Origin of the sequence: Psychrobacter faecalis (genome assembly GCF_016107575.1) — a bacterium.
Taxonomy (GTDB): domain Bacteria; phylum Pseudomonadota; class Gammaproteobacteria; order Pseudomonadales; family Moraxellaceae; genus Psychrobacter; species Psychrobacter faecalis.
On record NZ_JABAST010000013.1, the window covers coordinates 45,146 to 69,557 of the forward strand.

Consider the following 24,412-nt stretch of genomic DNA (forward strand, 5'->3'; position numbering starts at 1 on the left):
CATTTGATTGAGCTTAAAGCACTCATAGCATCAACGCACTAATAGCATCCAGATATCTTTGCTTTGTACGAAACATATCATTCACAAATTAAAGGTAGATAGCATGTTAGCGCCCCAAAAGCAGTATGTGCAGTGGCTCGAAAACAAAGACGGCAGCGAGACGTTACATCAAGCACTTTGGTTGTCGGAAAGCAATCATGCGCCGCCTGCGCGTATTGTGTTGGTCGATGATAAAACGACCGCCGATGAGGCTTATCGCTTGGCTTGCGGAGGCACTTCACTACTGTGGCGTGGTGACTTTCATAATGCACGGCAACTGCTACAAGCGCTCAATCGACGCATCGAGCGTACCAATGAGCGCTCTGAGCTACGTAAAATAAAAAAAGCAGCAAATCAATCTGCAAAATCCAATAAAAATGTAGATAAATCTTCAGAGTTATCCAAAAGTATTCCTAACTTATTTCATCAGCAGCGCCAATTGCAAGCCCAGCGTGCGCGCATATTAAGCCGTCTGCTACTCGAGCTTGATGCCAATTATGTCAGCCAATTACGCCGCGCCCCTGATATGAGTGCGGCTTGCATAGCTGCTTTTGGTCAGTTGGATAATGAACTGAATGAGTCGTATGTGCTGTCTTTTCGTGACCTACAAGGAGCGCTTGGTGCAGCGCAGTGGCGCGAAAAAGGCGTTCCGATTGATGGTTTAGATTTATCGATATTCCCGCATTATGGTGTCTTTGCCCCAACCCGCCATGAATATGTGCAGCTATTACTCGAGGCGCCACTGCCAGATACTTGTGATGTCGCTTATGATATCGGTACGGGCACTGGCTTGCTGGCTATTATCTTAGCGCAGCGCGGTGTCAAACAAGTAATTGCCACCGACTTAAATCCGCGAGCTTTAACCTGCGCCAGCGAAAATTTTACGCGATTAGAATTAGCTAATGTACAGTTGCAACAGGTGGATTTATATTCAACGGATGCGCCACTCGCTAATTTAATTGTCTGTAATCCGCCTTGGCTACCCGCTAAGCCAAGCTCGCCGTTAGAGTATGCCGTTTATGATGCCAATAGCAAAATGCTGCGTGGGGTTTTGCAGGGCGCGAAATCTCATTTAGCTAAGCAAGGAGAAGTCTGGTTGATTCTGTCGGATTTGGCTGAGCATTTACAATTACGCACTCGTGAGGAATTATTAGGCTGGTTTGCTGATAGTGGTTTGAAAGTAAAATACCGCCTCAATACCAAACCTAAGCATAGTCGCAGCCAAGATGAGTCTGATCCACTATTTGCAGCGAGGAGTAGCGAGATTACTTCATTATGGTGCTTAGAACCTGCCTAATCTTTAATAATTGATAATTAATCATTGAGTATCAAATTATGAGCCGCGACCGCGCCGTCCAACAGCGCCAACCTAAAGCGCTAGCCGTCGATGACGAGCCAGCTTACATCACCGAGTTTCGGCAAGCAATGCTCGCCCGCGGTTTAGCAACGCGGACGCGTAATGCTTATGTGCGCGATTTACGTTCTTGCGAGCTGACCAATCCTATCGCGCTGACGAAATGGCAGCCTGAAGACGTGCTGCACTGTTTATCAACCCTTACCATCGAGGGCAAAACGCCGCGCACGCAAGCACGTACGCTGTCAAGCTTGCGCCAGTTCTACCTTTGGATGATTGCTAGTAATTTGCGTGAGGACAATCCGTGTGAGCGTATCAAAAGCCCCAAATTAGGTCGTCCACTGCCAAAGGATTTGAGCGAGGCCGATGTCGATAACCTCCTCGCTGCACCTGATAGCAGCACGGCGCTCGGTCTACGTGATAAAGCCATGTTAGAGGTGCTCTATGCTTGTGGTCTGCGCGTCAGCGAGCTGATTAATCTGTCGCTTGAGCAAGTCAATCTAAACGCTGGTTGGCTACAAATTACCGGTAAAGGCAATAAAACCCGCTTAGTGCCACTCGGCGAATATGCAGCAGATGCGCTAGAAGATTATCTAACGCACGCTCGTGGCGATTTGATTGCGCATTTGAAATCTGGTAATTGCCAAGCGGTGTTTTTGACCGCGCAAGGCGGCTATATGACACGGCAGAACTTTTGGTATCTATTAAAGAAATACGCCAAAGTTGCCAGCATAGATAAAGAGCTATCACCGCATACCCTACGCCATGCTTTCGCCACCCATTTACTCAATCATGGCGCAGACCTGCGTAGCGTGCAGTTATTACTGGGGCACAGTGATTTATCAACCACACAGATTTATACTCATGTGGCGACGGCGAGATTGCAGAAGTTGCATGCCGAGCATCATCCGCGCGGTTAGAATTGAAATTAAAGATTTATTGATGATTGTAAAAGGAATAAAACGTGTCGCAAGCTCAGCCATCTACTTTGCCTACCCTAACAAAAGGGCAAAACTCTGCCCTCAAAAACCTGACCATCATGGGTTACTTAGAAGGCACGTCTTTTTTATTATTGCTTGGTATCGCCATGCCACTAAAATACATGTTAGGTATTCCTGAAGCAGTGAAATATGTCGGTATGGCGCATGGGGGATTATTTATCGCCTATATTTTGATGCTGTTGATTGCAACGAGTAAAATAAAAATGCCGCTATGGGCAATGCCTGCAGGTGTGCTTGGCTCGTTTTTACCATTTGGTCCGTTTATATTTGATCATTTATTAAAAAAGCGTTTGAAAAAATAGAATTAAGTATTTTTGGTTATCGATTAGACCTCTTGCAAAAGTCATAGGTTTAGCTCGAAATTAATGATACCAGCAAACAGCTTCATTCTAAGATCATAGCGCTGACGACGGTTACGATATTTATGAGCCACGATTTTGAACAACTTGATTAAGCCTATTTTGTGCTCAACCACAATACGGAACTTTGCCAGATAGTGATTGGCCTGTTTGCATATCTCCAGTAACTGACCACCACGTGGCTTTTTAAAAGGGGTGAAGGTTTGCTTATGTAGCTTTGCTAACCCTTGATAACCACTATCTGCTAGTAATTTAGCATTGTCAGGAAGCCAATCAGGACAAGTATCTTTATAGAGCTTAAAATCGTGGATTGACCCTTTGCAGGTTTGCACATCAAGTATCAACCCTGTTTGCCAATGAACGATAACCTGCGCTTTCAAGGTGTGTTGTTTTTTCTTACCGCTATAGTAGTCGCTTTGGTTTTTTTTGGACGCTCAATTGGGGTTTCGGTCGCATCAACAATGACGACGCTCCAATTGATGTCATCATCGACGCGACTAGGGAGCTTTTTGGGCAATTCAAACTTGCCAGAGTCAATCAGGATGTCTTCTACTTTACGGATGATACGACTAGCAGAAGACTCATGAATACCAAAGTCCATACTGATATGATAAAGCGTGCGGTATTCACGCCAATAAGTCAGGGCTAGTAGTATCTGCTCCTTAAGACTGAGCAAGCTTGGTCTGCCTGATTTGGTTTTAGATGCTTCATGCTCTTGCATGGCCTCAAGCATGTCATAAAAGGTGGCTTTATGAATGCCAGTGTAGCGTTTAAAACCAGCGTCACTTTGTTTGAGTAGCTTATCTATGTTTGGCATGGTTCCTAAAAAGTTATGAGCGTCTTCTTATTTTAATTCCCTTTGCTACTTTTGCAAGAGGTCTATTGTCTTTAGACTTTTGAGGATAGTGATCCGTCAAGAACAAGATAAAATAAGTTGGACACCCAGTATCATCCGCCTAGATAAACCAAAATGCTTACCTTATTTTGCTATCACTATACTAGGGTTACGCGCTTTTATTTCTTGGTAAAATAATCGTTTGTCTTTTGGCGATATTAATACCTTTTTATTTTTATAGTCTACCTCAAGTCTATCTAACGACAGAGCTGGTGCAGAAACCATATTTCGGGTTGGAGCAATATAAGTAATGTCTGTAAGCTCAATACGCTGCGTAGAAAAACCATTATTTATAAGAAGATGACCGTCTGATAACGTATATTTCGTACCAAAAAACGGCATAAGCATTAATACTATAAAAGGTAAGAAAATAAATGCCAAAAAAATAGCTTTAGCTAACGAGCCGTTTTCACTTTTCTTCCATTGCCAAAATGGAATGCCAATCATCATAAAGCTACCTCCCAAGAGCGTAAATCCAATCCAGAAATCAATTTTAGATGTAAATACAATGTCTGTCATAAAATACTCTATAGTTAGCTAAAGCGGATTTAAGTCTAGCAATAATAATCAATCTTATCTTTAACTAAGATAAATTTTAAATGAATCCCTAGCTGCAAACCTGCCCTTTTCTCGTTACAATACCTGCCATAGTATATTAACCTTCTATTTATTAAATAATCCGAGAATCCCATGAGCCATAGACCCCCTGCTGACCTGTTAAAAAGCGCCGAACACTGGCGTGAAGATATCAACTTTCGCCAAGATGTGCTGGGCAAGCCGTTTGATTTTGCGACCACATGGGGTATATTCTCGCCGCAAAAGCTCGATGATGGCAGTTTGATGCTGCTTGATTATGTGGATTTTCAAGCGGATGATGATTCGATAGATTTGGGCTGTGGCTATGGCGTGCTTGGTATGACGGCGGCGCGTGAATGTCCGAATGGACTGCATACCTTGATTGATAAAGATTTTATGGCGGTAGAATATGCGCGCCGTAATTGCGAGAAAAACGGTCTGAAAAATGTTGATGTGCATTTGTCTAACGGCTTTAATCATGTGGCAAAAGACAAAGACTTTAGCCTTGTGATGTCGAACTTGCCAGCCAAAGTAGGTAAAGAGCAGCATTATTTATACTTCCTTGATGCCTATGCGCGCATGCGTCAAGGTGGGCGTTTTTATGTGGTGACGATTAATGGCTTGCGTCAATTTATGAAGCGCTCATTTACCGAAGTGTTTGGTAATAGCGAAAAGGTTAAACAAGGTAAAACTTATACCATTACCATGGCGACCAAAGACTAAGCTTAAGCAACTTAAAAACTGAGCAAACAAAAATCCCGCTAACAAGATGATGTCTTAGCGGGATTTTTTATGGCTAAATTTTTAGAACTATATTTTTAAAGTTATATTTTTACAATTACATTTTTAAGGTTACATTTGCCGCTTCAACAAATAACCACCCAATATCGCACTGGCGATAATCGGTAATAACACCATTAATAATGGCGAGAATCCAGTCGCGAGCGAAACAAAGCCAACCAAGTCTTGCACATAACTAAACAGCAAGCCAAATAGCAATGCCACCACGATGCGTAAGCCCAAGCTATGCGTACGTAGTGAGCCAAAAACGAATGAGCAAGCGACAATTACCAGCGATAAAATCGATAATGGTGACAGCAGCTTTTGCCAAAAGGCCAGCTCATGACTTAACGAGCGCGTGCCTTGCTGGCGCATAAATTGGCGATGCTCATATAACTGGGTCAATGATAAATCTTCGGCCTTACGAGTGAGTAAATACACCGACTCAGGGGCAAAAGGCAAACTCAAGGTATCTGACGGTGCGATAGCTTGGCTACTCTCAAAGCCCTGACCAATCATCAGCTTGGTCATATTATTCAGCTGCCACTCGTAACGGTATTGCTCGCTCGGCTTGCTGCTATCGGTATCTATCGGTTCGCGGCCGATATATTTGCCGCCCTCAGCATGAATAGCAGATTGCAGATTGCCATTATTATCCAAATGCCAACGTTTAACTTCGCCGATATTGCCTTGCACATCGGCATAATCGATATATAAAATATCGCTGCCATCTGGCTTGGCACTGCCGTCTTTTGCACTCTCAAAGCGTGGCTGTACCGTCCAATAACCGCGTACCGAGGTGACAAGCGAGCTGTTATCTTCATCGTTAATCTCTTGCGCCAACTGATTCGAATGCGGTAGGACAAACTGATTAATCACCAATGCCAATAGCACAAAAATCAAGGCAGGCTGCAACACCCAGCCGACGATACGATAAACACTGACGCCAGCAGCGCGCATGACGACCAGCTCGCTTTTATTGGCCAATAAACCCAAACCGACCACGGCGCCAAGTAACGCGCCCGTTGGGATAAATTGCTCTAAAAAGTAAGGCGAGCGATAAAAGATATATTTAATCGCCTCGCCCATCGTATAGTTATCATCTAACGAATCTAGCTCAGACAAATAAGAAAATACCAGCTGCAATGCCCACAAGCCTATAACCGCGCCGATGATGGCAAGCAAAGCGTTTAGTTTAACGTAACGGCTCAGCACTTTTAGATTGGTTGGTTTAGGCGCAAATTTCAGTTTGGCTTTTGGCGAATTTGGCTTTGATGAATTAGACGATGATGATTTAGAGAATAAAGCGCTCATTAGGATTGTCCTCCTTGTGAGCCATTGCTTTTTTGGTCAATATTGCCTTGATGCTCGCTAACGGTTAACAGCTCATCTGGTTTGCGAAAGCGCAAACGATGTTGGACGCGGCTGCCCCAATTCATATAGAGCGCCAATGCCATAAAGCCTAATACCAACCATGCATACGCCCAAACGCTAACACTGCCTTTACTCACCGCATTTTTGAGGGAAATAATACCCAGCGCACAGCTGACAAATAATAAAATCGATGGGAACAAGCGCAGCCAGCGACCTTGACGCGGACGTACTTGCGCCAGTGGCACGGCCAGCATCGGTGCAATAATCATCAGCCAAGGCAAAGCAAGACGATAGCCAAGCTCCCCTTGTGCCGCTCGTAATGCTTTTTCGCTATTCACTGCTGTACTGCCTGTTGCGGCTTGCCATAATGGACCAATCGCTTGGGTTTCGATATTGGCTTCGGTGATGACTTCTTTAGAGGATTCGGTCAAGGTGATACGGTAGCGATCAAAGCCCACTTGATTGTATTTTAAACTGCCCGCGCCGACTTCATAGCGGCGACCTTGGAATAAGTCCAATTGGGTGACGCCGCTACTGCCGGTATCTACTTGCTGAGCGCGTTTGGCAAGGGTAATGGTATCTTTACTGATACTATTCTTGCCTATAAGGGCTTTTGGTAGCTCTGGAATATTGAGCTGCTCAGCAGTTTCTGGGTCGATATTATTATTTACATCAGCGGCCGCGTTTTTTGCTGCATTGCCTTTAGGCTTAGGCTCAGATTGTATCAATATCACATCTTGCAATTGCTTTTTATCATCACTCAAGCTGCCGACGTACAAATGATAATTGCCACTACTGATAAACTGATTGGGGCGAATCAAATCAAAAGCGCTGGTCAATGCCTGTTGCTGCCAAACACTTTCCGATGAGCGTACGCCCCACGGTTTTCCAACAATAGATAAGGCCGCCTCTCCAACAAATAATGCCAATATCAATGGCGTCATCAAACGTCCAAGCTTACCGCGCGACACGCCGCTGGCATTAATCACCGCCATTTCTTGGTCAACATACAAGCGCCCGAATACTAGCATGAGCGCGATAAAAAATGCCAACGGTAGGATAAGCTCTAAAAAGTAGGGTAAATTATAACCAATGATGGTAAATAATAAGCTGATGTCCAGATTGCCTTCTGCGGCAATGCCAAAGTAACGGATTAAGCGGCCGCCGAGCATCATCACCACTAAAAACCCCAACACCAAAGCGGTCGTTGAGGCAACTTGTTGAGTCATATAGCGGCGTAATATCACAATAGGCACTCTTTAAAAAAGGTTGGTATGCGCACAATTTAGCGCAGTTTGACTGGCGCTACGTTATAAATAGTAGCGATAAAGATAACCGCTAATCCTAGCATATTTTGCTCAAAAATGGCTGTGAAATGTGTTGGAAAACATTGTATGCATCTTGCTATAAGCCTTGATTGTTTGGTTCATAATAGCTAAAACTAACAAAGCCTACAGCGTATATAATTTATAAGAATACCTTAATCTAAGCGTGAATCTATTAACTATTTACGCCGTATGTTTGCTTTATACTATTTAGCAAAGTTTGTTTGTCCTTGGTATCCCTGAGCGCGCTTTTTTAGGTTTTGTTGCTAAACTACTGTTTCTGCCAAATTTAATTAGTATAAATACTTTAAACAGAACAAATAAATAGGCAGTCGATTCAAAAAATATAGGATTGCTATATTGATAGCGACGCCGCGCTCGCTGCGCACTCGCCTCGCAATATGCTACACTATTGTGCTAGCTGCATAAGCAACGGCGTTTAAAAAGTATTATTTTAAAAAGCACGAATACATTAATAAAATATGCATTTCATAACTCTAATAAGGATAATTATATGAATATTAAATTAACGCAAACCCTGCCAAAAACCCATACACAAAAAATACTTAAAAAAGAAGCCAAAAGTAAAGATGCCGCCTGTCTTGTGGTACTCATCGATGATAAGAAAAATATCTTAGCTGAAGCCACATTAAGCGATTATCAAAGCCGTATTAAGCAATTGATGGAAGTATCACATTTTAATGGTAAAGCCTGCGAAACCGTCGCTGATTATGCCTTGGCTGGTGATAAAAAAACGGCTAAAGAAAATCCAGTACAGCTGTTACTCGTCGGTGTGGGTAATATTGATAAGCTTAGTCATAGCGGCTTGCAGAAAATCGCTAATACCATTTATCAAAGCACGCAAAAACGTGTTGACTCTATCACCGTTGCTTTAGGTGATGCGCTAGAAGAAAATCATTTCAGCCAGTTTGCTTTGAATTTACTCGCAGCAAGCTACCGTTTTGACAAATATAAATCTGAGCAAAACACGCCTGTTTTAACCGACATCTATTTACTTGCCGACCAGTCTTTGCAAGCGGCATTAGACTTTGCTCAAGCGGTATTCGCTGGTCAAAGCTTGACCCGTGATGTCGCCAATGAGCCGGGCAATATCTGCTTCCCAGCTTACATGGCCGAACAAGCCGAAGCGCTTGCCAAAGCTTATCCTGACTTATTAAAAGTCACCGTCTTGGGTGAAGATGAGATGTCAGCGCTGGGTATGAACTGCTTCTTAGCGGTTGCCCAAGGTTCAGCCAAAGAAGGTAAATTGGTATTGTTAGAGTACCGCGGTAAATCTAACTTTAGCGCTAAAGCCAGCGCTAGCAAAATCGCTAATAGCGGTGCAAAAGTAACAGGCGGTCTAAAAGCCTTGGCAGATAAATTACCGACCAAAGCTGCTAGTAAAAAATCTGACAAAAACAGCGATGCAAAAACTGTCAATGATGATGCGCCTATCGTCTTAGTCGGTAAAGGCGTGACCTTTGATTCAGGCGGTATCTCAATCAAACCCGGTGCGGCGATGGATGAGATGAAATTTGATATGGGCGGTTCAGCCTCAGTACTCGGTACGATTAAAGCTTTATGTGAAGCGCGTCTACCAATTAATGTCGTTGGTGCGCTTGCTTGTGCGGAAAACATGCCATCAGGTGATGCCACGCGCCCTGGTGATATCGTCAAAGCCATGAATGGCAAGTCGGTTGAAATCTTAAATACCGATGCCGAAGGTCGTTTGGTGTTGGCCGATACGTTATGCTATGTACAGCGCTATAATCCAAAAGCCATTATTGATGTGGCAACGTTGACCGGCGCTTGTGTGGTTGCCTTAGGTCACGTGCGCTCAGCGGTATTTAGTAATGACGAAGACGTGTTATTTGAACTAGAAAACGCCAGTCATTTATCGGGCGATTTAATCTGGCATATGCCGTTAGATGATGAGTATCAAACACAGCTTGACTCGCCTATCGCTGATATGCAAAACATCGGTGGTAAAGGTGGCGGGGCTATCACAGCCGCTTGTTTCTTATCTCGCTTCGTTGAAGAAGGTCAAGCATGGGCGCATTTGGATATCGCTGGTACGGCATGGAATTCTGGTCAAGACAAAGCAGCAACTGGTCGCCCTGTTCCGCTATTTATGCAATACCTCAAAAACAGCGCAAACAATGCCTAATCTGTTATTAATAATCTATTGGTAAAATACCAATTTATGAAAATGAATTTATGAACATCAGTTTTTATATTTTAAGTGAGAGTAAAGCCCAAGATATCTTGGGCTTTATTTGTCAATTGACCCAAACCGCGCTGAACAAAAGCAGCCAACCGCTCTTGATTCTCATTGATAAAGATGATGAATTGCTATCGACGCTTGATGAAGCGCTATGGTCATATGATGGCGCAAGCTTTATACCGCATCAGCGACTTTTGCACGCTACTATTTCTGAGCCTAAAGATGCTAGTAAACCTGTGCAAGATAATAATGAGGCATTAGCCCCTGTTTTACTTAGCAGTTATATGCCAGCGGATTTTAAAGGTATTGTCCTAAATACCACCATCCATCCTGTCAATCGTTTTATGGCAGCGACCAATAATGCCCAGCCTACTCGGGTGCTTGAGCTGATAAAACCTGACCCTGAGAGTACGCAAGAAGGTCGGCATAAATACAAAGCCTATCAACAATTGGGCTACGAGCTGACCCATTTTAAGGTTTAATCGACAAACCTTATCTATTTTTTGTCTTAAAAAACACTTCTATTTTTTCACATTGTGCACTTTTACTTGACCTTATGTGCCTAGGTAGGCATGGGTTAAAGGTAGGCGTTTATCTTAAAAAAATGCTACCATCCTTCGATTACTTTTCCGTTCTATTATAAATTTTATATTTATTGACAAAGTCGAGGGTGTATAGATGCGTTCATTGATTGCGATGTACCAGCGTATAGGGCTGGTGCCGCTTATTATTATCGGTTTAATATTAGGCGTTTTGATTGGCTGGCTGGCGCCAAATATCGGTGTTGCGCTGGGCCTATTAGGGACGCTATTTGTCGGCGCCCTAAAAGCAGTCGCGCCGATATTGGTCTTTATTTTGGTCATGGCAGCGATTAGCCAACATCGCAGTGGCAATGAGGTGTATGTCAAACCGGTGTTGATTATGTATATGTTCGGCACTTTTTTGGCAGCACTGACCGCCGTTGGCGCAAGCTTCTTATTCCCAACCGAGCTAATATTGGTCAATGCCAACATTGAGCAAGTACCCCCTGCTAACCTGCAAGAAGTACTCACCAACCTGCTGATGAATTTGGTTGCCAACCCTGTGCAGGCCATCGCTGATGCCAATTATATTGGTATTTTAGCGTGGGCAATCATCATTGGTTTTGCCCTACGTCAAGCCAGCGATACCGCGCGGGCGGTGGTCAGTGATTTTTCTGATGCCATCTCGCAAGTGGTCAAATGGGTCATTGCGCTAGCGCCATTTGGTATTTTAGGCTTGGTTGCCAATACCGTCGCTGAGACAGGCTTTGCCGCCCTAGCAGGTTATGCGCGCATCTTGATGGTACTGGTCGGTTGTATGTTGTTTATTGCGCTAGTGGTCAACCCTATTATCGTCTTAGTTAAGACGGGTAAAAACCCTTTCCCACTGGTGTTTACTTGCCTGCGTGAATCAGGGATTACCGCGTTTTTTACCCGTTCATCAGCCGCTAACATTCCGGTTAATATGAACCTTGCACGTAAATTAGGTCTACACGAAGACACTTATTCAGTCACCATTCCGCTAGGTGCGACCATCAATATGGCCGGTGCGGCGATTACCATTAACGTCTTAACCCTAGCAGCAGCGCATACACTTGGTATCGAAGTAAGCTTTGCCTCAGCGCTACTACTAAGTTTGGTCGCAACGATTAGTGCTTGCGGCGCTTCTGGTGTGGCTGGTGGTTCGCTACTTTTAATTCCATTGGCAGCAAGCTTATTTAGTATTCCAAACGATATCGCCATGCAAGTGGTGGCAATTGGCTTTATCATCGGGGTGGTACAAGATTCCGCTGAAACTGCGCTAAACTCATCAACAGACGTCTTATTTACTGCTGCCGCTGATCCAAAATATGCGCGTTAGTTATTAGTTATTGACGTTAGTTTTATTGAAAAACCGTCATTTTTAAAGCGGTATTTTTAATAGTATAAAGGGTCTCATTTAGAGACCCTTTTTTATGGATAATAATAAGACATTGGCTATTATTTTAAATGCTCGACGTCTACTTCAATCACTGGCATCTGCATATCAAGCTGGCGCTTAAATTGACGCAGCTGCTCAACCTCATCTAGTAACTCCAGTATTAAACCAATCGCTGGTACGCTGGCTTCAAAGTCACGGCTGAGGCGCGAGGCACGGCGCACGGTCGTCAACTGATAGCCAGTAAACTGCTGACGCTCTGGTACATCATATTCGATAATATTTTCTTCAAGCAATTCGATGACCCATTGGCGCTCTTGCCCACAGGCAGATACGAGCTCATCTAGGCTCAAGATAATGTCGGTAAATTCAGGCGAGTGTTTCATAATGATTATCCTCGTTTGCGCTTTATTTTATCGTATGGTCTTTATCTCTATTACAAGGCGATTATTCATGATTCATCACAGTTAAAAACTGATAGCACCAATCGTTAATAATAGCTGTTAATACCCGTCGTTAACGGCTGATACTGGTATCAGCAAACGCTTCTTTAAGCTGTTCATACGCTTTTATAGCCGCCTCGCTGCTGACATCAGGATTGACGATATTTAAGGTTAAATATAGATTGCCCGCTTGCTTCGCAGGAATACCTTTACCTTTTAGGCGTAAATTGCTACCTGATTTGCTGTTTTTAGGAATCGTCACCCCAAGCGAGCCAGCTGGGGTATTAACGGTAATTTTTTCACCGAGCGCCGCTTCCCAAGGCGCAATATTAACGGTTTGATAAACATCGGCGCCTTCAATACGGATATTACCAGCGTGACTGATTTTAACCTTTAAAAATAAATCGCCGTTTTTACCACCGCCGATACCAGCAGCCCCTTGTCCTGCTAAGCGGATTTGCTTGCCATCGGTGATACCTTTAGGAATTTTGATTTTAAGGGTTTTATTTTCATAATCGACCCTACCATTCGCCTGACGAACGGGCACATTTAACTTGATGCTATAGTCATCACCGCTATAGACCGAGGCCAAATCCACGGTAATCTCCGCATGTTGGTCTTGACCTTGACTGTCTTGCGCGCCAAAACCGCCGCCAAACTGCTCAAAGCCGCTGCTTTGTGAGCGGCCACCAGTTTGTCCACGCGCACCGCGACCAAAGGCTGAAAAGATATCATCGAAGCGAAAACCGCCACCACCATAAGCTTGACCTTCACCAAACTGATCATTGATGTCTTCCCAGCGAAAACCGCCTTGACCACCAGCCGATTGGCCACCAAAACCGCCAAAGCCACCAGCGCCGCCTGCACCAGCAAAAGGATTGTCTAGCATGGCATCATATTCTGCACGCTTATCTTTATCCCTAAGGGTTTCATAAGCATTGTTGATCTCCGCGATTTTATTATCAGCGTCTGGATCATCACTGACGTCAGGGTGATATTGGCGTACCAGCTTACGATATTTCTTTTTAATCTCAGCATCGCTGGCATCTTTTTTGACGCCCAAAATGTCATAGTAATTTTTTTCTGCCATGTTAATTTTCCTCAATATAAAAGCCTGTGAATAAGACTGCTATGCCAATGTAAACGAAACGATGGACCGGTTTGTATGAGAGCGATATAACGCATATAACGTCTGGTCGTTATCATTGTTATTGTCATCTACGTATCATCATAACAATAATAAACGGCCAACAACACCAACCCAAACTGTTAGACAAATAGATAGTTACCTTAAGTATAAAGGCTATATTTATAAGTAATAATGGAGATATTGTTAACAAAATTAAAGAGTGGTTAATAGGATTGAGCAGTGGAGAATCATAGATTTGCAGGCGTAACAGCGCCCTTTTGACCTTAGTAGTTCTTTTACATACCTGTAAGGGTATAACAAGCTCTTTCTTGTAAAATGCCTTTATTATTTGTACTCGCAGGGAGTATGGGTAACATAGGCAAGAGTATCTGTCTATCTCATCAACAAGAAATAGGTATTAAATGTCTTATTTAATCAAGTCTTTAGTCATCACTTTATCGCTACTGTTAAGTACGACTGTTTTTGCCGGCAACACCAGTTATTATGGTAGTAAGTTCCACGGCAAACGTACCGCAAGTGGCAGTATCTTCAATATGAACTCCCTCACCGCCGCGCATAAAACGCTGCCGTTTGGTACGAAGGTACAAGTGACCAACAAAAAGACAAAGCAGAGCGTAATCGTAAAAATTACTGATAGAGGACCTTATATTAAAGGTCGTATTTTGGATTTATCGAAAGCCGCTGCTGGTCAAATAAACTGTGAACTTTGCACAACTACTATGAAAATACTGTCTTATGGAGATGGTAAATACCGGATGGAATAATGGCATAAAAAAGGGAGAGCTTAGGCTCTCCCTTTTTTTATATCGACGAGTTTTTATAGTGGCTATATATAGTGACTATATATAGCCACTATATTAAGCGCTTAAATAATCACGCTGTCACCTTGCCGTGACAACTTTTTATTGGAAACGCGCTTCCATTTCTTCTAAATTTGTCATCGCTAGCAACAACTTTTCTTCATTATCACTATGCTGCTGTTGTAGCGCAGTCTGCTCATCTAACAATAGCAATAAATCAGCCTTGCGGCTTTCTTCGTACAGCTCAGTATCGGCAAGCTTGGTTTCTAAACTGGCCAATTTTTCATCAATTTTAGCCAAAGCTTTTTCTGTGTTTTCAATCTCACGGCGTATCGGTGCGGTGAGCTTACGCTGCTCAGCAGCCAATTTGCGCTGCTCTTCTTTGCTAATCAAAGGCTGAGCGGCTTTATTATTTACAGGTGCAGTTGACGCTTTACTGTTTATTTGATCTGATTGGCTGACTGATGGTTTGGTCATTTGACTGTTTGCCGAACCTGTATCTGTTTCACGTGAAACGGATTTCTTATTGTCTTTTTTGTTCTTTTTCTTACCGGTATTTTTGTCCGAGGCATTTTCTTGTTTGCGTTTTTCTGCTAGCCATTTACCGTAGTCACTGATATCGCCATCGAACTCGTCGATTTGGCCGTCATGCACTAAAAACAGCTCGTCGCAGACGTTGGCAATCAGCTCACGGTCATGCGATACCAGCACCACTGCCCCTTTAAACCCTTGCAAGGCAATGGTCAAAGCCTGACGCATTTGTAAGTCTAAATGGTTGGTTGGCTCATCGAGAACCAGCACGTTTGGACGCTGCCAAACGATTAATGCCAAAGTCAAACGCGCGCGCTCGCCACCAGAAAACAGCTCACTTGGGGTATCGATACGGTCGCCGCGAAAGTCAAAACTACCAAGGAACGAGCGTAGTTCGGCATCAGAGGTTTTACCTGCTAGGCGGCGCAGCATTTGCATCGGTGTCGCTGCGGCGTCTAAAGTATCCATTTGGTGCTGATTAAAATAGCCAAGCTTTAAGGTGTCAGAGACGCGATAGCTGCCTGATAAAATACCAATTTCACCAACCAAGGCTTTAATCAAGGTCGATTTACCCGCGCCATTCATCCCCAATAAACCAAGGCGGGTGTCGGGCGTTACTTGGACGTTGGCATTATGCAAAAGCGGCGTCTCGCTATAGCCGATATCAGCATTGCTCATTTCTATCAGCGGCGAGCTCATATTGGCCGGCTCATAAAAGCGGAACGAGAACGGATTGTCTGCCATCATCGGCGACAGCTCCGCCATGCGCTCAAGCTGCTTAATACGGCTTTGCGCCTGTTTGGCTTTACTGGCCTTGGCACGGAAACGACGAATAAAGTCATCCAAATGGGCTTTGGTTGCTTGTTGCTTTTCAAACGCTTGCTGCTGCTGCGCCATACGCTCGTGACGGGTACGGATAAACTGCTGATAATTACCTGTATAAAGGGTGATTTTTTGTTGTTCGACGTGCAAGATATGACCGACGGTGGCGTCCAAAAACGCTTGGTCGTGCGAGATAACAATCACCAAACCGGTATAAGCATTAATCCAGGTCTCAAGCCAAAGAATGGCGTCCAAATCCAAATGGTTGGTTGGCTCATCAAGGAGCATTAAATCGGCGCGGCTCATCAAGGTTTTGGCAAGGTTTAAACGCATACGCCAACCACCCGAGAACCCTTCAACGGGCAATTCATGCTGACTGGTCTTAAAACCAAGACCTGCCATGATTTGGGCCGCTTTGGTCGGCGTACGATAGCCGTCAATTTCATCAAACTGCTGATGCAATACGCCAATCTGATCCTCACTGACACTGCTTAAATCATTTAACGCCGCATTAATCTCATACCACTGCTCATCACCGCTTAGCACATAATCTATCGCCGTCTGCGTGCTCGCCCCGACTTCCTGCGCCATGTGCGCCACCTGCCAGCTATCAGGAATGCTCACCTCACCCTTATCAAGCGTCACTTCGGTATCGCCGGTGCCCATTTGCGTCAATAATAAGGCAAACAAGGTGGATTTACCGGTGCCGTTATTGCCCGTCAAGCCAACTTTATGGCCCGGATGGAGCTGAAAGCTTGCCCCTGCAAACAACTCACGACCATCACGGCGAACGCCAACGTCTTTAAATTCGATCATATAATTTCTTCATCTCAACAATAATATAAAACTTAAGGCAATAAAAACACACGTCTGGCATGTTTACAGGCGGCTATTATTTCAAACGCTTGGCGCATAGGCAAACGATTAAATAACTATTTTAAATTCAAACCTTTATACGGCTAAAAACCACTTGCGATCATAATGGCATGCGAACGATTAAAAGTTTTGGCATTTAAAACCGCTATTTGGCATGTAAAACTACTATATAGTTGCAAACGCTACTGTCACCCTTGACAAATCAATCAGCACCCCAATTATGTTATACTAGTAAAATACTATTGACATCATGCAGTTAGGTGTTCGAAATTGAGCGTTTAAAGTTAAGTAGCGGCCGTATTGCTATTCACCAAATTGCCATGCCACAATAATGTTTCAATACTAAGTTACATTGCTAAAATGTTACATTGCTAAATGCCTTAACAAATATAAAAAATTTTACCGTAGCCTAGGCGTTATCAGCCGCTACTTATCAGTCGCCCTATCCAGTATAAATAGACGACCTCGCAGAAATAAAAAACAAATCATTTGATTTTAGCAACTGAGGTAGATATGAACGAATCAGCCAATCAATTTAATCCAAGCACAAGTCAACCAGTCGACCCAACCGCCTTAAACTTGACCGACAGCGCGGCAAAAAAAGTACGTCGCCTACGTGAAGAGGAAGGTGACAGCAATCTTATGCTGCGTGTCTATGTGACGGGCGGCGGCTGTTCAGGTTTCTCTTATGGCTTTAACTTTGCCAATGAGCTCAATGAAGATGATGCCAATTTTGATAATGATGATGTGACCTTAGTCGTCGATTCGCTAAGCTATCAGTATTTGCAAGGCTCGACCGTCGACTATACCGAGGGTTTAGAAGGCGCGCGCTTTATTGTCACCAATCCAAATGCCACTACGACTTGCGGCTGTGGTTCATCGTTTTCTCTTTAAATAAGTCGAGATAATAGTTTCGTTATAGAAGTAACCTAGTCAAGCAATATAGTATTGTTGGGATAATTTAAGTATACAATCGTAAACTGAAAAAGTCGTTTTTGACCGATAATCTGGTAAAAGGTGGCTTTAATCGGTTTACGATTGTTTTTTTATGGGGATGTGCTTAAATACCGCCTTCTTTTGAGTAGCTAGTCTAATCAATCTGTTGTATGAGTGAGCGCTTAACCTGTTTGTAAAGCTTATGCTTGCGAGCCTTTTATTAAAAGATTGTTGTTAGAAGATTGTTGATTAAAGGATTTTGCTCATAAAGAATAATCACTAAAAAAATCCTACTCCTACCCCAAATTATGAAGGCACCCCCTCATGGCGAAGTTATAGTAAAAGAAACAAAAATCCGCTACAGTATATAATATGGCATACTCAAAAGACTACCGACAACTGATCCTCAATAAGCTTGCAGAAGGCTATAGCATTCGACAACTTGCCGAGGAATATCAAATTAGCACCAACACTATTCAGCGTTGGAAAAAATTTCCTGAGCGTAAAAAACGTCAGTTTACCCCAACTAAAATAGACGATGCATTACTGAGAGCGGATGTAGAGGCTTATCCTGATGACTATCAGCACGAACGAGCTCGGCGTTTTAATTGTACTCAAAGAGCGATAGGCATTGCATTAAAACGAATCAGCATCACTCAAAAAAAAGAGCTTAACTCATCCAAAAGCAGATGATAAAAAACGTTTAATATTTCTTGAAAAGTTAGCGCAATTTGAGTTTGATGATAAGCCTATTATCTATCTTGATGAAAGTGGCTTTAAGTCTCATGAAAACAGGCCTTACGGTTATTCTAATAGAGGTGCAAAATGCTTTGGACAATACAACTGGCAGCTTAAAAACCAAACCAATGCGATAGGTGCTATTTACAATAATCAGCTGTTCGCTGTTGGACTTTATGATCGCAGTGTCAATAGTGATGTATTTCATAGCTGGGTTGAACAACTGCTGCTACCAAGCTTACCGAAAGACAGTGTAATCGTTATGGATAATGCAACCTTCCATAAGCGCAAAGACACAACTGAACTTATAGAAGATGCAGGGCACACTATTTTATGGCTGCCACCTTACAGTCCTGATTTGAATCCTATCGAGCAAATGTGGGCTTGGGTCAAACAAAAACGTAAGGAATGGCGGCTAGATTGTGTTGACACACTGTTCTTTTATTTCTTATGGCTGTGTGGCGATTTATAAGTTCTTTGACTATATCACTTGACGCACTAAATGACATCGACGGCTTTATCGCCGCCGCGCTAGTAGACAGCGAATCTGGTCTTGCAATGGCCACGCTTGGCTCTGGCATCGACCTTGATCTAGCAGCGGCTGGCAACACCGAAGTACTACGCTCTAAGCGCAAAGTAGCAGCAGCGCTAAATTTAGATGAGAACATCGAAGACATTCTTATCACTTTGAGCAAGCAGTATCATTTGCTACGTCCATTGGTACGTAATGACAGCTTATTTTTATACCTTGTACTTGACCGTCAAAAATCAAACCTTGCAATGGCGCGTCATATTCTAAAAGGTTTTGAGACGGAATTAGAGTTTTCGTAAGCCTGTTTATATTAAGTAATGAGTTATCTAAAGCATCTACCTGATAAGTAGATGTTTTTTTGCTTTATAGCTGTTTGATTTAGAGCAGCAGATTTGACTAATAGCTGTGCTGTTTAACCAATTTTATAAACCAAACAACCGTTATTTGAGCGCCAGTGAAGCTTACTGTATTTGTAATTGTACGTGGTTTTTGGGGCGGCTTTGGGCTAAACTGACGTGATTCTATAACCCGTTTTTTCGGTTGCACAGCGATTGTGTGGCGACCGACCATAACTAATAACAACAGATGACTATTATGAGTAATTTTGCGAGCAGCTTTGTCGATTTTAAAATTCCAAACTGGTTTGATAGCAAGCATTTAAGCGGCATGCTGCGCGGTATCGAAAAAGAAGGGCTGCGGGTTAAACCTGATGGCTACTTGGCGCAAACTCCGCATCCAGCCAAGCTTGGCTCCAAGCTCACCCATCCATTTATCACCACCGATTACTCTGAAAGTCTGCTCGAACTTATCACTGACCCAAAAACCTCTCCAAAAGAAACGCTAACCATGTTGCGCCAATTGCATTTATTGGTTTATCAAGGTATGCCTGAAGGCGAGCTGATGTGGCCATTGTCAATGCCGTGTATGCTGTCATCAAAAGATGAAGATATTCCGCTAGCAGACTATGGCAGCTCTAATACGGGTAAGCTAAAAACCCTCTATCGTAGTGGACTTGGTATCCGTTATGGTCGCCGTATGCAGACGATTGCCGGCTTGCACTATAACCTATCGTTTGGCGATGATTTATTTGCCGCGTGGCAAGCGCAAACGCCAAACGCGCAAGATTTGACCCTAACCGAATTTAAAAATGACAAGTATCTGGGATTGATTCGTAACTTTAAACGTCTGACCAGTTTGGTACTGTATTTATTGGGGGCAAGCCCTAGCGTTTGTCCGTGCTTTGTGTCAGGTATCGAGCATGACCTTGAGCTGCTCAATGACTCAACCTACTATAGACCGACGGCGACCAGCCTACGTATGGGCAAGCTTGGCTATACCAACAGCGTGCAAGAACATCTCGATATTCGTTATAATAATTTGCCCGAGTATATCAAAGGACTGCGCCGTGCGATTCAGACCCCGCATGCAAGCTTTGAGAAACTTGGCTTAGATGATGCCGACGGCAATCCGATACAAATCAATGACCATATTCTACAAATAGAAAATGAATACTATAGTCCGATTCGCCCCAAACAAATCGCGATGAGTGGCGAGAGCCCAACCGAAGCGCTTGAGCGTCGCGGTATCGCTTACGTTGAGTTTCGTGCTATCGACCTCGACCCTTATAGCGATATTGGCATTCGTTTATCTAGCGCCTGCTTTTTAGAAGTGATGGCGTTGTACTGCTTGCTGAGTGATTCGCCAGAGCTGCTGCCAGCAGAAGAAGAGGCGTTGGCGGTTAATTTAGAACGCGTGGTCAACGAAGGTCGCCGCGAAAACTTGCAAATCATTAATAATGGCGATGAACAAACCCTAGAAAGCTGGATGCTTATGCACTTAAGCCGTATGCAGCCATTGGCAGAGCTGCTTGACGCGCATTATGGTGGTAATGAATATCGGACAGCGGTTGCCTTGATGCAAGGTAAAGCGGGACATTCTGAATCAACCATCTCAGCACAAGTGAACTCGGATAGTAAACGTTTGGGCAGCTTATGGCAGCTTGGCTTTACTTTGGCGCAGCAGCATCGTGAGTCGATATTACAGCAGACGTTGAGCCCAAACACCCAAGCCAAATATGAAGTACTTGCCGAAAAATCTATCTTGCAGCAGGCAGAGCTTGAAGCCGCCGAAACCGAAGATTTTATGGAATTTTTACAACAGTACCGCTAATGGTTGATTAATTTGACCTTTTAACAGTCTACTTTTTATTAGTTTTATCCTATATCAATGAGCATTTTATAAGAGTATTCGCCCCATGCGACAGCTGACCACTTACCGTAATCTGCAAGTATTTTTAGTAATCATGGCCGTGATCGGTATGAGCTTTGCGCTATTTTTCTTACAGCGTTATATGGGATTTTCGCCTTGTCCGCTATGTATCTTTCAGCGCATCGGTCTGATGGTTATGGGCGGCTTTGCTTTGATTGCCGCTATATTTGACCCAAAATCAAAAATCGTCCGCTTACTATTATGGCTTGGCAGTTTGGCTGGGATTGGCTGGGCAGCAGCAGTTGCCGGTCGGCACGTATGGCTACAGCATTTGCCCGCCGACCAAGTGCCTTCTTGTGGGCCCGGCTTAGATTATTGGCTTGATACCCTACCGATGCAGCAAGTATTAAAAGAAGTATTTGCCGGCTCTGGTGAATGCGCGTCTATTGAGTGGACGTTTATGGGTTTGAGTATCCCTGAGCAATCTTTGATTTTATTTAGCATTTTGATATTGGTACATGTATTAATTTTATGGCGTATCGTGCGCCCTGCCCGCTAACCTGCTTCTACTACCCTTATGAGTAGCCAATAACCGTCCTGCACAATGCATGGACGGTTATTTTTTTGGCTCATATTTCAGGCGTTTTTAGCACGGTTAAAGCCATAGGGTTTAATTAACGACACGCTCTAGTCACTTTTACACTTTGATATATCCAAGGTGTTTATTTACCCTAATGGAATAACGGTAGTCTTAATTGCACTTTAAATGTATATAGCCAGTGTTTGCAAGACCTCAGCGCGAGCTTTGCTATCAAAACCATGAGGTTTATCACATAATTTAACGAAGTTAGGGTCGCAAGCGCTGCCTGTTGGCGCTAAGATTGTCCCTCACAATTTCTTTAACTTTTACCAAGACTTTAATTAGTTATCCTACTGACAAGGCTTAAACCCACTATTAAAAAATGTTTTTTGGTAACGCTATGATTACTCTCTTACCCTATTCCTCCGCTGCAATTACCGCTATGAGACGCTGTACGCGCCCCTTGCTAGCGCTGCCGCTCTGTTTGCTACTCACGAGCTGTGATAGCGCCTCATCTTCTACGACTGCCAATAACACAACGACGCAAGGTGCTCAGACTACCAATAGTGTCGCACTTGCTGACTTGCAGGATGTTGATGTTCAAAATAATCTGACTGACGATGCAGTGGATGAGGCAGATAATGCAGAAGGCCAATCACTGATAGCAGCGGCAAACTCAAGTGATAACAGTCGCCGCGCGCCGATGATTTCGGCCGCCAATAGCGACAGCAGCTTACAAGCCACCTTGATGGGCGATTATGGCGGTGTGGTACCGTGTGCTTCTTGCGATAATATCGAGGTTACCTTAAATTTATTCGCTGATGGCTCTGTGCTAAAAACCAGTGTTTTTAATGATGCAGCGCCGACCGTTCCGCCTTTGTTAGAATCAGGGGTTTATCGCCAAGATGACGATAAAATCACCATCGTTTATGAGAGAAAAAACATCGAAACCTATAAAATCAGTGACAACCATTTGATTATGATGGACGCTGATGCCAATCTTAACGATGACTACACCCTTTCTCGTAAATAAATAACTGCCTACCTCAGCCAAATTGAGAGTCCACACAACGCCTACTGACTAGGCGTTTTTTATTGGTCATCTTATGGTGTTTACTTTACAATGAGGCTTTGATTATTGAGCTGTCTACTAAACTGCCTGCTGCACCACTACCTGTTGGCTGACATTCAAGCTCAATCTCCTTTTTTTAAGCGTGTACGGAACGTCTATGCATATTCATATTCTTGGTATTTGTGGTACTTTTATGGGCTCGCTGGCGTTACTGGCGCGCAGCCTTGGGCATACGGTCACAGGCTCAGACGCCAATGTTTATCCACCGATGTCCACCCAACTTGAAAATGCAGGCGTGACCATTGCCGAAGGTTATTTGGTCGAGCATTTGCAGCCAGCGCCTGATTTGGTGGTGGTTGGTAATGCTATGAAGCGTGGCATGGATGTCATCGAATATATGCTCGATAGCGGCCTGCGCTATACCTCAGGGCCGCAGTTCTTATCCGAGCAAGTGTTGCAATCGCGCCATGTCATCGCTGTGGCTGGTACGCATGGTAAAACCACCACGACCACCATGCTGGCGTGGATATTACATTATGCCGGTATTGATACAGGATTTTTGATTGGCGGCGTGCCCTTGGTTAATACGAGCGATGAACACCTGCAACAAGTCTTTGCCCATAGCAGCTACTTGGGTGCTGAAAAAGTCGCTGATGGCAGTGGAGAAAAAATCGGCTACTTCGTTATTGAAGCCGATGAATACGATTCAGCGTTTTTTGATAAACGCTCAAAGTTCGTCCATTATCGCCCGCGTACCGCTATTTTAAACAATCTTGAATTTGACCATGCCGATATTTTCGCTGACCTAAACGCTATCCAAACCCAGTTTCACCATATGGTGCGTATGATTCCAAGTAGCGGCAAAATCATCATGCCAGCGGCGACCATCAGTCTAGAAGAGACTTTAGCAAAGGGTGTTTGGACGCCAGTTTGGCGGACAGCCGTTATTGATAAACAGTCAGTTGATTATAAAAAAGACGAGCAAAATTTACAGCACACTAGCGACTGGCAAGCCGAGCTTATCAGCGCTGATGGCGGTCAATTTAGCGTCAGCTTTGCAGGGAACGATGAGCATACCGCGATTGTCGATTGGTCGATGAGCGGCATTCATAACGTTAATAATGCGCTAGTTGCGGTTGCCGCCGCTTATAACATTGGAGTGGATATCAAAGCTGCGTGCGCGGCATTATCCGCCTTTGCTGGTATCAAACGTCGTATGGAGCTGATTGGCGATGTCAACGACATCTTGGTATTTGATGATTTCGCCCATCATCCAACCGCCATTACCACTACCTTAGATGGCGCTAAAAAGAAACTGGCAGACAGACGGATTTGGGCGATTATCGAGCCGCGCAGCAACACCATGAAAATGGGTATTCACCAAGACAGCTTGGCTGAGTCTGCCGTCCTTGCCGACCATACTTTATGGTATGAGCCAACCGGACTTGAATGGGGTCTAAAAGACGTCATTGATAATGCCAAAGCTAACAATCCCAATATCGCAAGCCAGCAAGTATTGCCTAGTACCGAGGCGATTATTGGGCATATTATTAATAACGCTCAAGCGGGCGATGCGATTGTCATTATGTCGAATGGCGGCTTTGAAGGTATTCACCAGCGTCTACTGACCGCGCTGCGCAATAAATAAATCTCCACTTATATAGCAAGCGTATTAAAGCCTGATTATTTCTAAAAGCATAGTTCGTTAAACGAGCTATGCTTTTTTTATGGTTACCTGCCGTTCTATAGATGACTTTTCTAACGTTTATAAGTTCATATAATTATTTGAATAATTTACACATTATACCCCACTCTCAACTTCGAAAGTGATTGAAAAAAGAAGAGCACCTCACTAATCT

The 24,412-nt window shown here is 43.8% G+C and carries 24 protein-coding genes; 16 read left to right on the plus strand and 8 right to left on the minus strand.

Translation table 11 applies throughout. From position 1 onward, the window contains the following. Positions 1–103: 103 nt before the first annotated feature. The 3 genes from JFC07_RS06065 to JFC07_RS06075 are packed head-to-tail and all read left to right on the plus strand — an operon-like array spanning position 104 to position 2,696. Positions 104–1,336, plus strand: a complete 1,233-nt coding sequence (locus tag JFC07_RS06065) for a methyltransferase (RefSeq protein WP_068407933.1) — start codon at positions 104–106, stop codon at positions 1,334–1,336. 38 nt (positions 1,337–1,374) lie between these two features. Further along, the gene (gene xerD / locus JFC07_RS06070; protein ID WP_068407934.1) at positions 1,375–2,313 is read left to right on the plus strand and encodes a site-specific tyrosine recombinase XerD; all 939 of its coding nucleotides are present in this window, start codon (positions 1,375–1,377) and stop codon (positions 2,311–2,313) included. Between the two features lie 44 nt (positions 2,314–2,357). Continuing rightward, positions 2,358–2,696 (plus strand): DUF3817 domain-containing protein, encoded by a 339-nt coding sequence (locus JFC07_RS06075; RefSeq protein WP_068407936.1) that lies wholly within the window; start codon positions 2,358–2,360, stop codon positions 2,694–2,696. 41 nt (positions 2,697–2,737) lie between these two features. Here JFC07_RS06075 and JFC07_RS06080 read toward each other — a convergent pair whose 3' ends face one another. The 3 genes from JFC07_RS06080 to JFC07_RS06090 form a co-directional block, all read right to left on the minus strand. Continuing rightward, complete coding sequence (locus JFC07_RS06080) at positions 2,738–3,133, minus strand: transposase family protein (protein WP_193029873.1); 396 nt, start codon at positions 3,131–3,133, stop codon at positions 2,738–2,740. Continuing rightward, positions 3,130–3,570 (minus strand): transposase family protein, encoded by a 441-nt coding sequence (locus JFC07_RS06085; protein ID WP_198328646.1) that lies wholly within the window; start codon positions 3,568–3,570, stop codon positions 3,130–3,132. The genes JFC07_RS06080 and JFC07_RS06085 overlap by 4 nt, the downstream gene beginning before the upstream one ends. Positions 3,571–3,732: 162 nt before the next feature. Next, complete coding sequence (locus tag JFC07_RS06090; RefSeq protein ID WP_068407355.1) at positions 3,733–4,167, minus strand: PH domain-containing protein; 435 nt, start codon at positions 4,165–4,167, stop codon at positions 3,733–3,735. A gap of 171 nt (positions 4,168–4,338) precedes the next feature. Here JFC07_RS06090 and JFC07_RS06095 point away from each other — a divergent pair, with 171 nt between their 5' ends. Continuing rightward, positions 4,339–4,947 (plus strand): class I SAM-dependent methyltransferase, encoded by a 609-nt coding sequence (locus JFC07_RS06095; protein WP_068407352.1) that lies wholly within the window; start codon positions 4,339–4,341, stop codon positions 4,945–4,947. Positions 4,948–5,076: 129 nt separating this feature from the next. On the opposite strand, the gene lptG is transcribed toward JFC07_RS06095, so the two are convergent. Further along, a complete protein-coding gene (gene lptG / locus JFC07_RS06100; RefSeq protein ID WP_068407349.1) occupies positions 5,077–6,318 on the minus strand; it encodes an LPS export ABC transporter permease LptG in 1,242 nt (413 codons plus the stop codon). After that, the gene (locus JFC07_RS06105) at positions 6,318–7,607 is read right to left on the minus strand and encodes an LPS export ABC transporter permease LptF (RefSeq protein ID WP_068407346.1); all 1,290 of its coding nucleotides are present in this window, start codon (positions 7,605–7,607) and stop codon (positions 6,318–6,320) included. The genes lptG and JFC07_RS06105 overlap by 1 nt, the downstream gene beginning before the upstream one ends. A 610-nt stretch (positions 7,608–8,217) precedes the next feature. Here JFC07_RS06105 and JFC07_RS06110 point away from each other — a divergent pair. The 3 genes from JFC07_RS06110 (at position 8,218) to sstT (ending at position 11,808) form a co-directional block, all read left to right on the plus strand. Beyond that, positions 8,218–9,870, plus strand: a complete 1,653-nt coding sequence (locus tag JFC07_RS06110; protein WP_068407343.1) for a leucyl aminopeptidase — start codon at positions 8,218–8,220, stop codon at positions 9,868–9,870. Between the two features lie 50 nt (positions 9,871–9,920). Beyond that, a complete protein-coding gene (locus tag JFC07_RS06115) occupies positions 9,921–10,409 on the plus strand; it encodes a DNA polymerase III subunit chi (protein WP_068407340.1) in 489 nt (162 codons plus the stop codon). Positions 10,410–10,605: 196 nt separating this feature from the next. Continuing rightward, positions 10,606–11,808 carry a serine/threonine transporter SstT gene (sstT, locus tag JFC07_RS06120; protein WP_068407337.1) on the plus strand — a complete coding sequence of 401 codons (1,203 nt, stop codon included), beginning with the start codon at positions 10,606–10,608 and terminating at the stop codon, positions 11,806–11,808. Between the two features lie 119 nt (positions 11,809–11,927). Here sstT and JFC07_RS06125 read toward each other — a convergent pair whose 3' ends face one another. Both JFC07_RS06125 and JFC07_RS06130 read right to left on the minus strand, forming a co-directional pair. Beyond that, entirely contained in the window at positions 11,928–12,251 is a 324-nt protein-coding gene (locus JFC07_RS06125; protein ID WP_068407333.1) for a chaperone modulator CbpM, read from the minus strand. Between the two features lie 130 nt (positions 12,252–12,381). Beyond that, positions 12,382–13,398, minus strand: coding sequence for a DnaJ C-terminal domain-containing protein (locus JFC07_RS06130; protein ID WP_068407330.1), 1,017 nt, complete (start codon positions 13,396–13,398; stop codon positions 12,382–12,384). Between the two features lie 461 nt (positions 13,399–13,859). On the opposite strand from JFC07_RS06130, the gene JFC07_RS06135 reads away from it, so the two are divergent. Continuing rightward, positions 13,860–14,222: a septal ring lytic transglycosylase RlpA family protein gene (locus JFC07_RS06135; protein ID WP_102076714.1), complete on the plus strand. Its 363-nt coding sequence runs from the start codon at positions 13,860–13,862 to the stop codon at positions 14,220–14,222. A gap of 138 nt (positions 14,223–14,360) precedes the next feature. Here JFC07_RS06135 and JFC07_RS06140 read toward each other — a convergent pair whose 3' ends face one another. Further along, positions 14,361–16,427: an ATP-binding cassette domain-containing protein gene (locus tag JFC07_RS06140; RefSeq protein ID WP_198328647.1), complete on the minus strand. Its 2,067-nt coding sequence runs from the start codon at positions 16,425–16,427 to the stop codon at positions 14,361–14,363. Between the two features lie 573 nt (positions 16,428–17,000). Here JFC07_RS06140 and erpA point away from each other — a divergent pair. The 8 genes from erpA to mpl all read left to right on the plus strand — a co-directional run bounded on the left by erpA (position 17,001) and on the right by mpl (position 24,201). Next, positions 17,001–17,381, plus strand: coding sequence for an iron-sulfur cluster insertion protein ErpA (erpA, locus tag JFC07_RS06145; RefSeq protein WP_068407319.1), 381 nt, complete (start codon positions 17,001–17,003; stop codon positions 17,379–17,381). Positions 17,382–17,795: 414 nt separating this feature from the next. After that, positions 17,796–18,116, plus strand: coding sequence for an IS630 transposase-related protein (locus JFC07_RS06150; protein WP_068407316.1), 321 nt, complete (start codon positions 17,796–17,798; stop codon positions 18,114–18,116). A 13-nt stretch (positions 18,117–18,129) separates the two neighbouring features. After that, positions 18,130–18,633 (plus strand): IS630 family transposase, encoded by a 504-nt coding sequence (locus tag JFC07_RS06155; protein WP_227678322.1) that lies wholly within the window; start codon positions 18,130–18,132, stop codon positions 18,631–18,633. Between the two features lie 5 nt (positions 18,634–18,638). Further along, the gene (locus JFC07_RS06160; protein WP_227678321.1) at positions 18,639–18,992 is read left to right on the plus strand and encodes a roadblock/LC7 domain-containing protein; all 354 of its coding nucleotides are present in this window, start codon (positions 18,639–18,641) and stop codon (positions 18,990–18,992) included. A 295-nt stretch (positions 18,993–19,287) separates the two neighbouring features. After that, on the plus strand, positions 19,288–20,862 hold the full coding sequence (gshA, locus tag JFC07_RS06165) for a glutamate--cysteine ligase (RefSeq protein WP_082894365.1): 1,575 nt from the start codon (positions 19,288–19,290) through the stop codon (positions 20,860–20,862). An 85-nt stretch (positions 20,863–20,947) separates the two neighbouring features. Further along, positions 20,948–21,460, plus strand: coding sequence for a disulfide bond formation protein B (locus JFC07_RS06170; protein ID WP_068407305.1), 513 nt, complete (start codon positions 20,948–20,950; stop codon positions 21,458–21,460). A gap of 421 nt (positions 21,461–21,881) precedes the next feature. Beyond that, entirely contained in the window at positions 21,882–22,514 is a 633-nt protein-coding gene (locus tag JFC07_RS06175; protein WP_102076621.1) for a copper resistance protein NlpE N-terminal domain-containing protein, read from the plus strand. A gap of 196 nt (positions 22,515–22,710) precedes the next feature. Beyond that, the gene (mpl, locus tag JFC07_RS06180; protein ID WP_068407302.1) at positions 22,711–24,201 is read left to right on the plus strand and encodes a UDP-N-acetylmuramate:L-alanyl-gamma-D-glutamyl-meso-diaminopimelate ligase; all 1,491 of its coding nucleotides are present in this window, start codon (positions 22,711–22,713) and stop codon (positions 24,199–24,201) included. Positions 24,202–24,412: the final 211 nt, after the last annotated feature.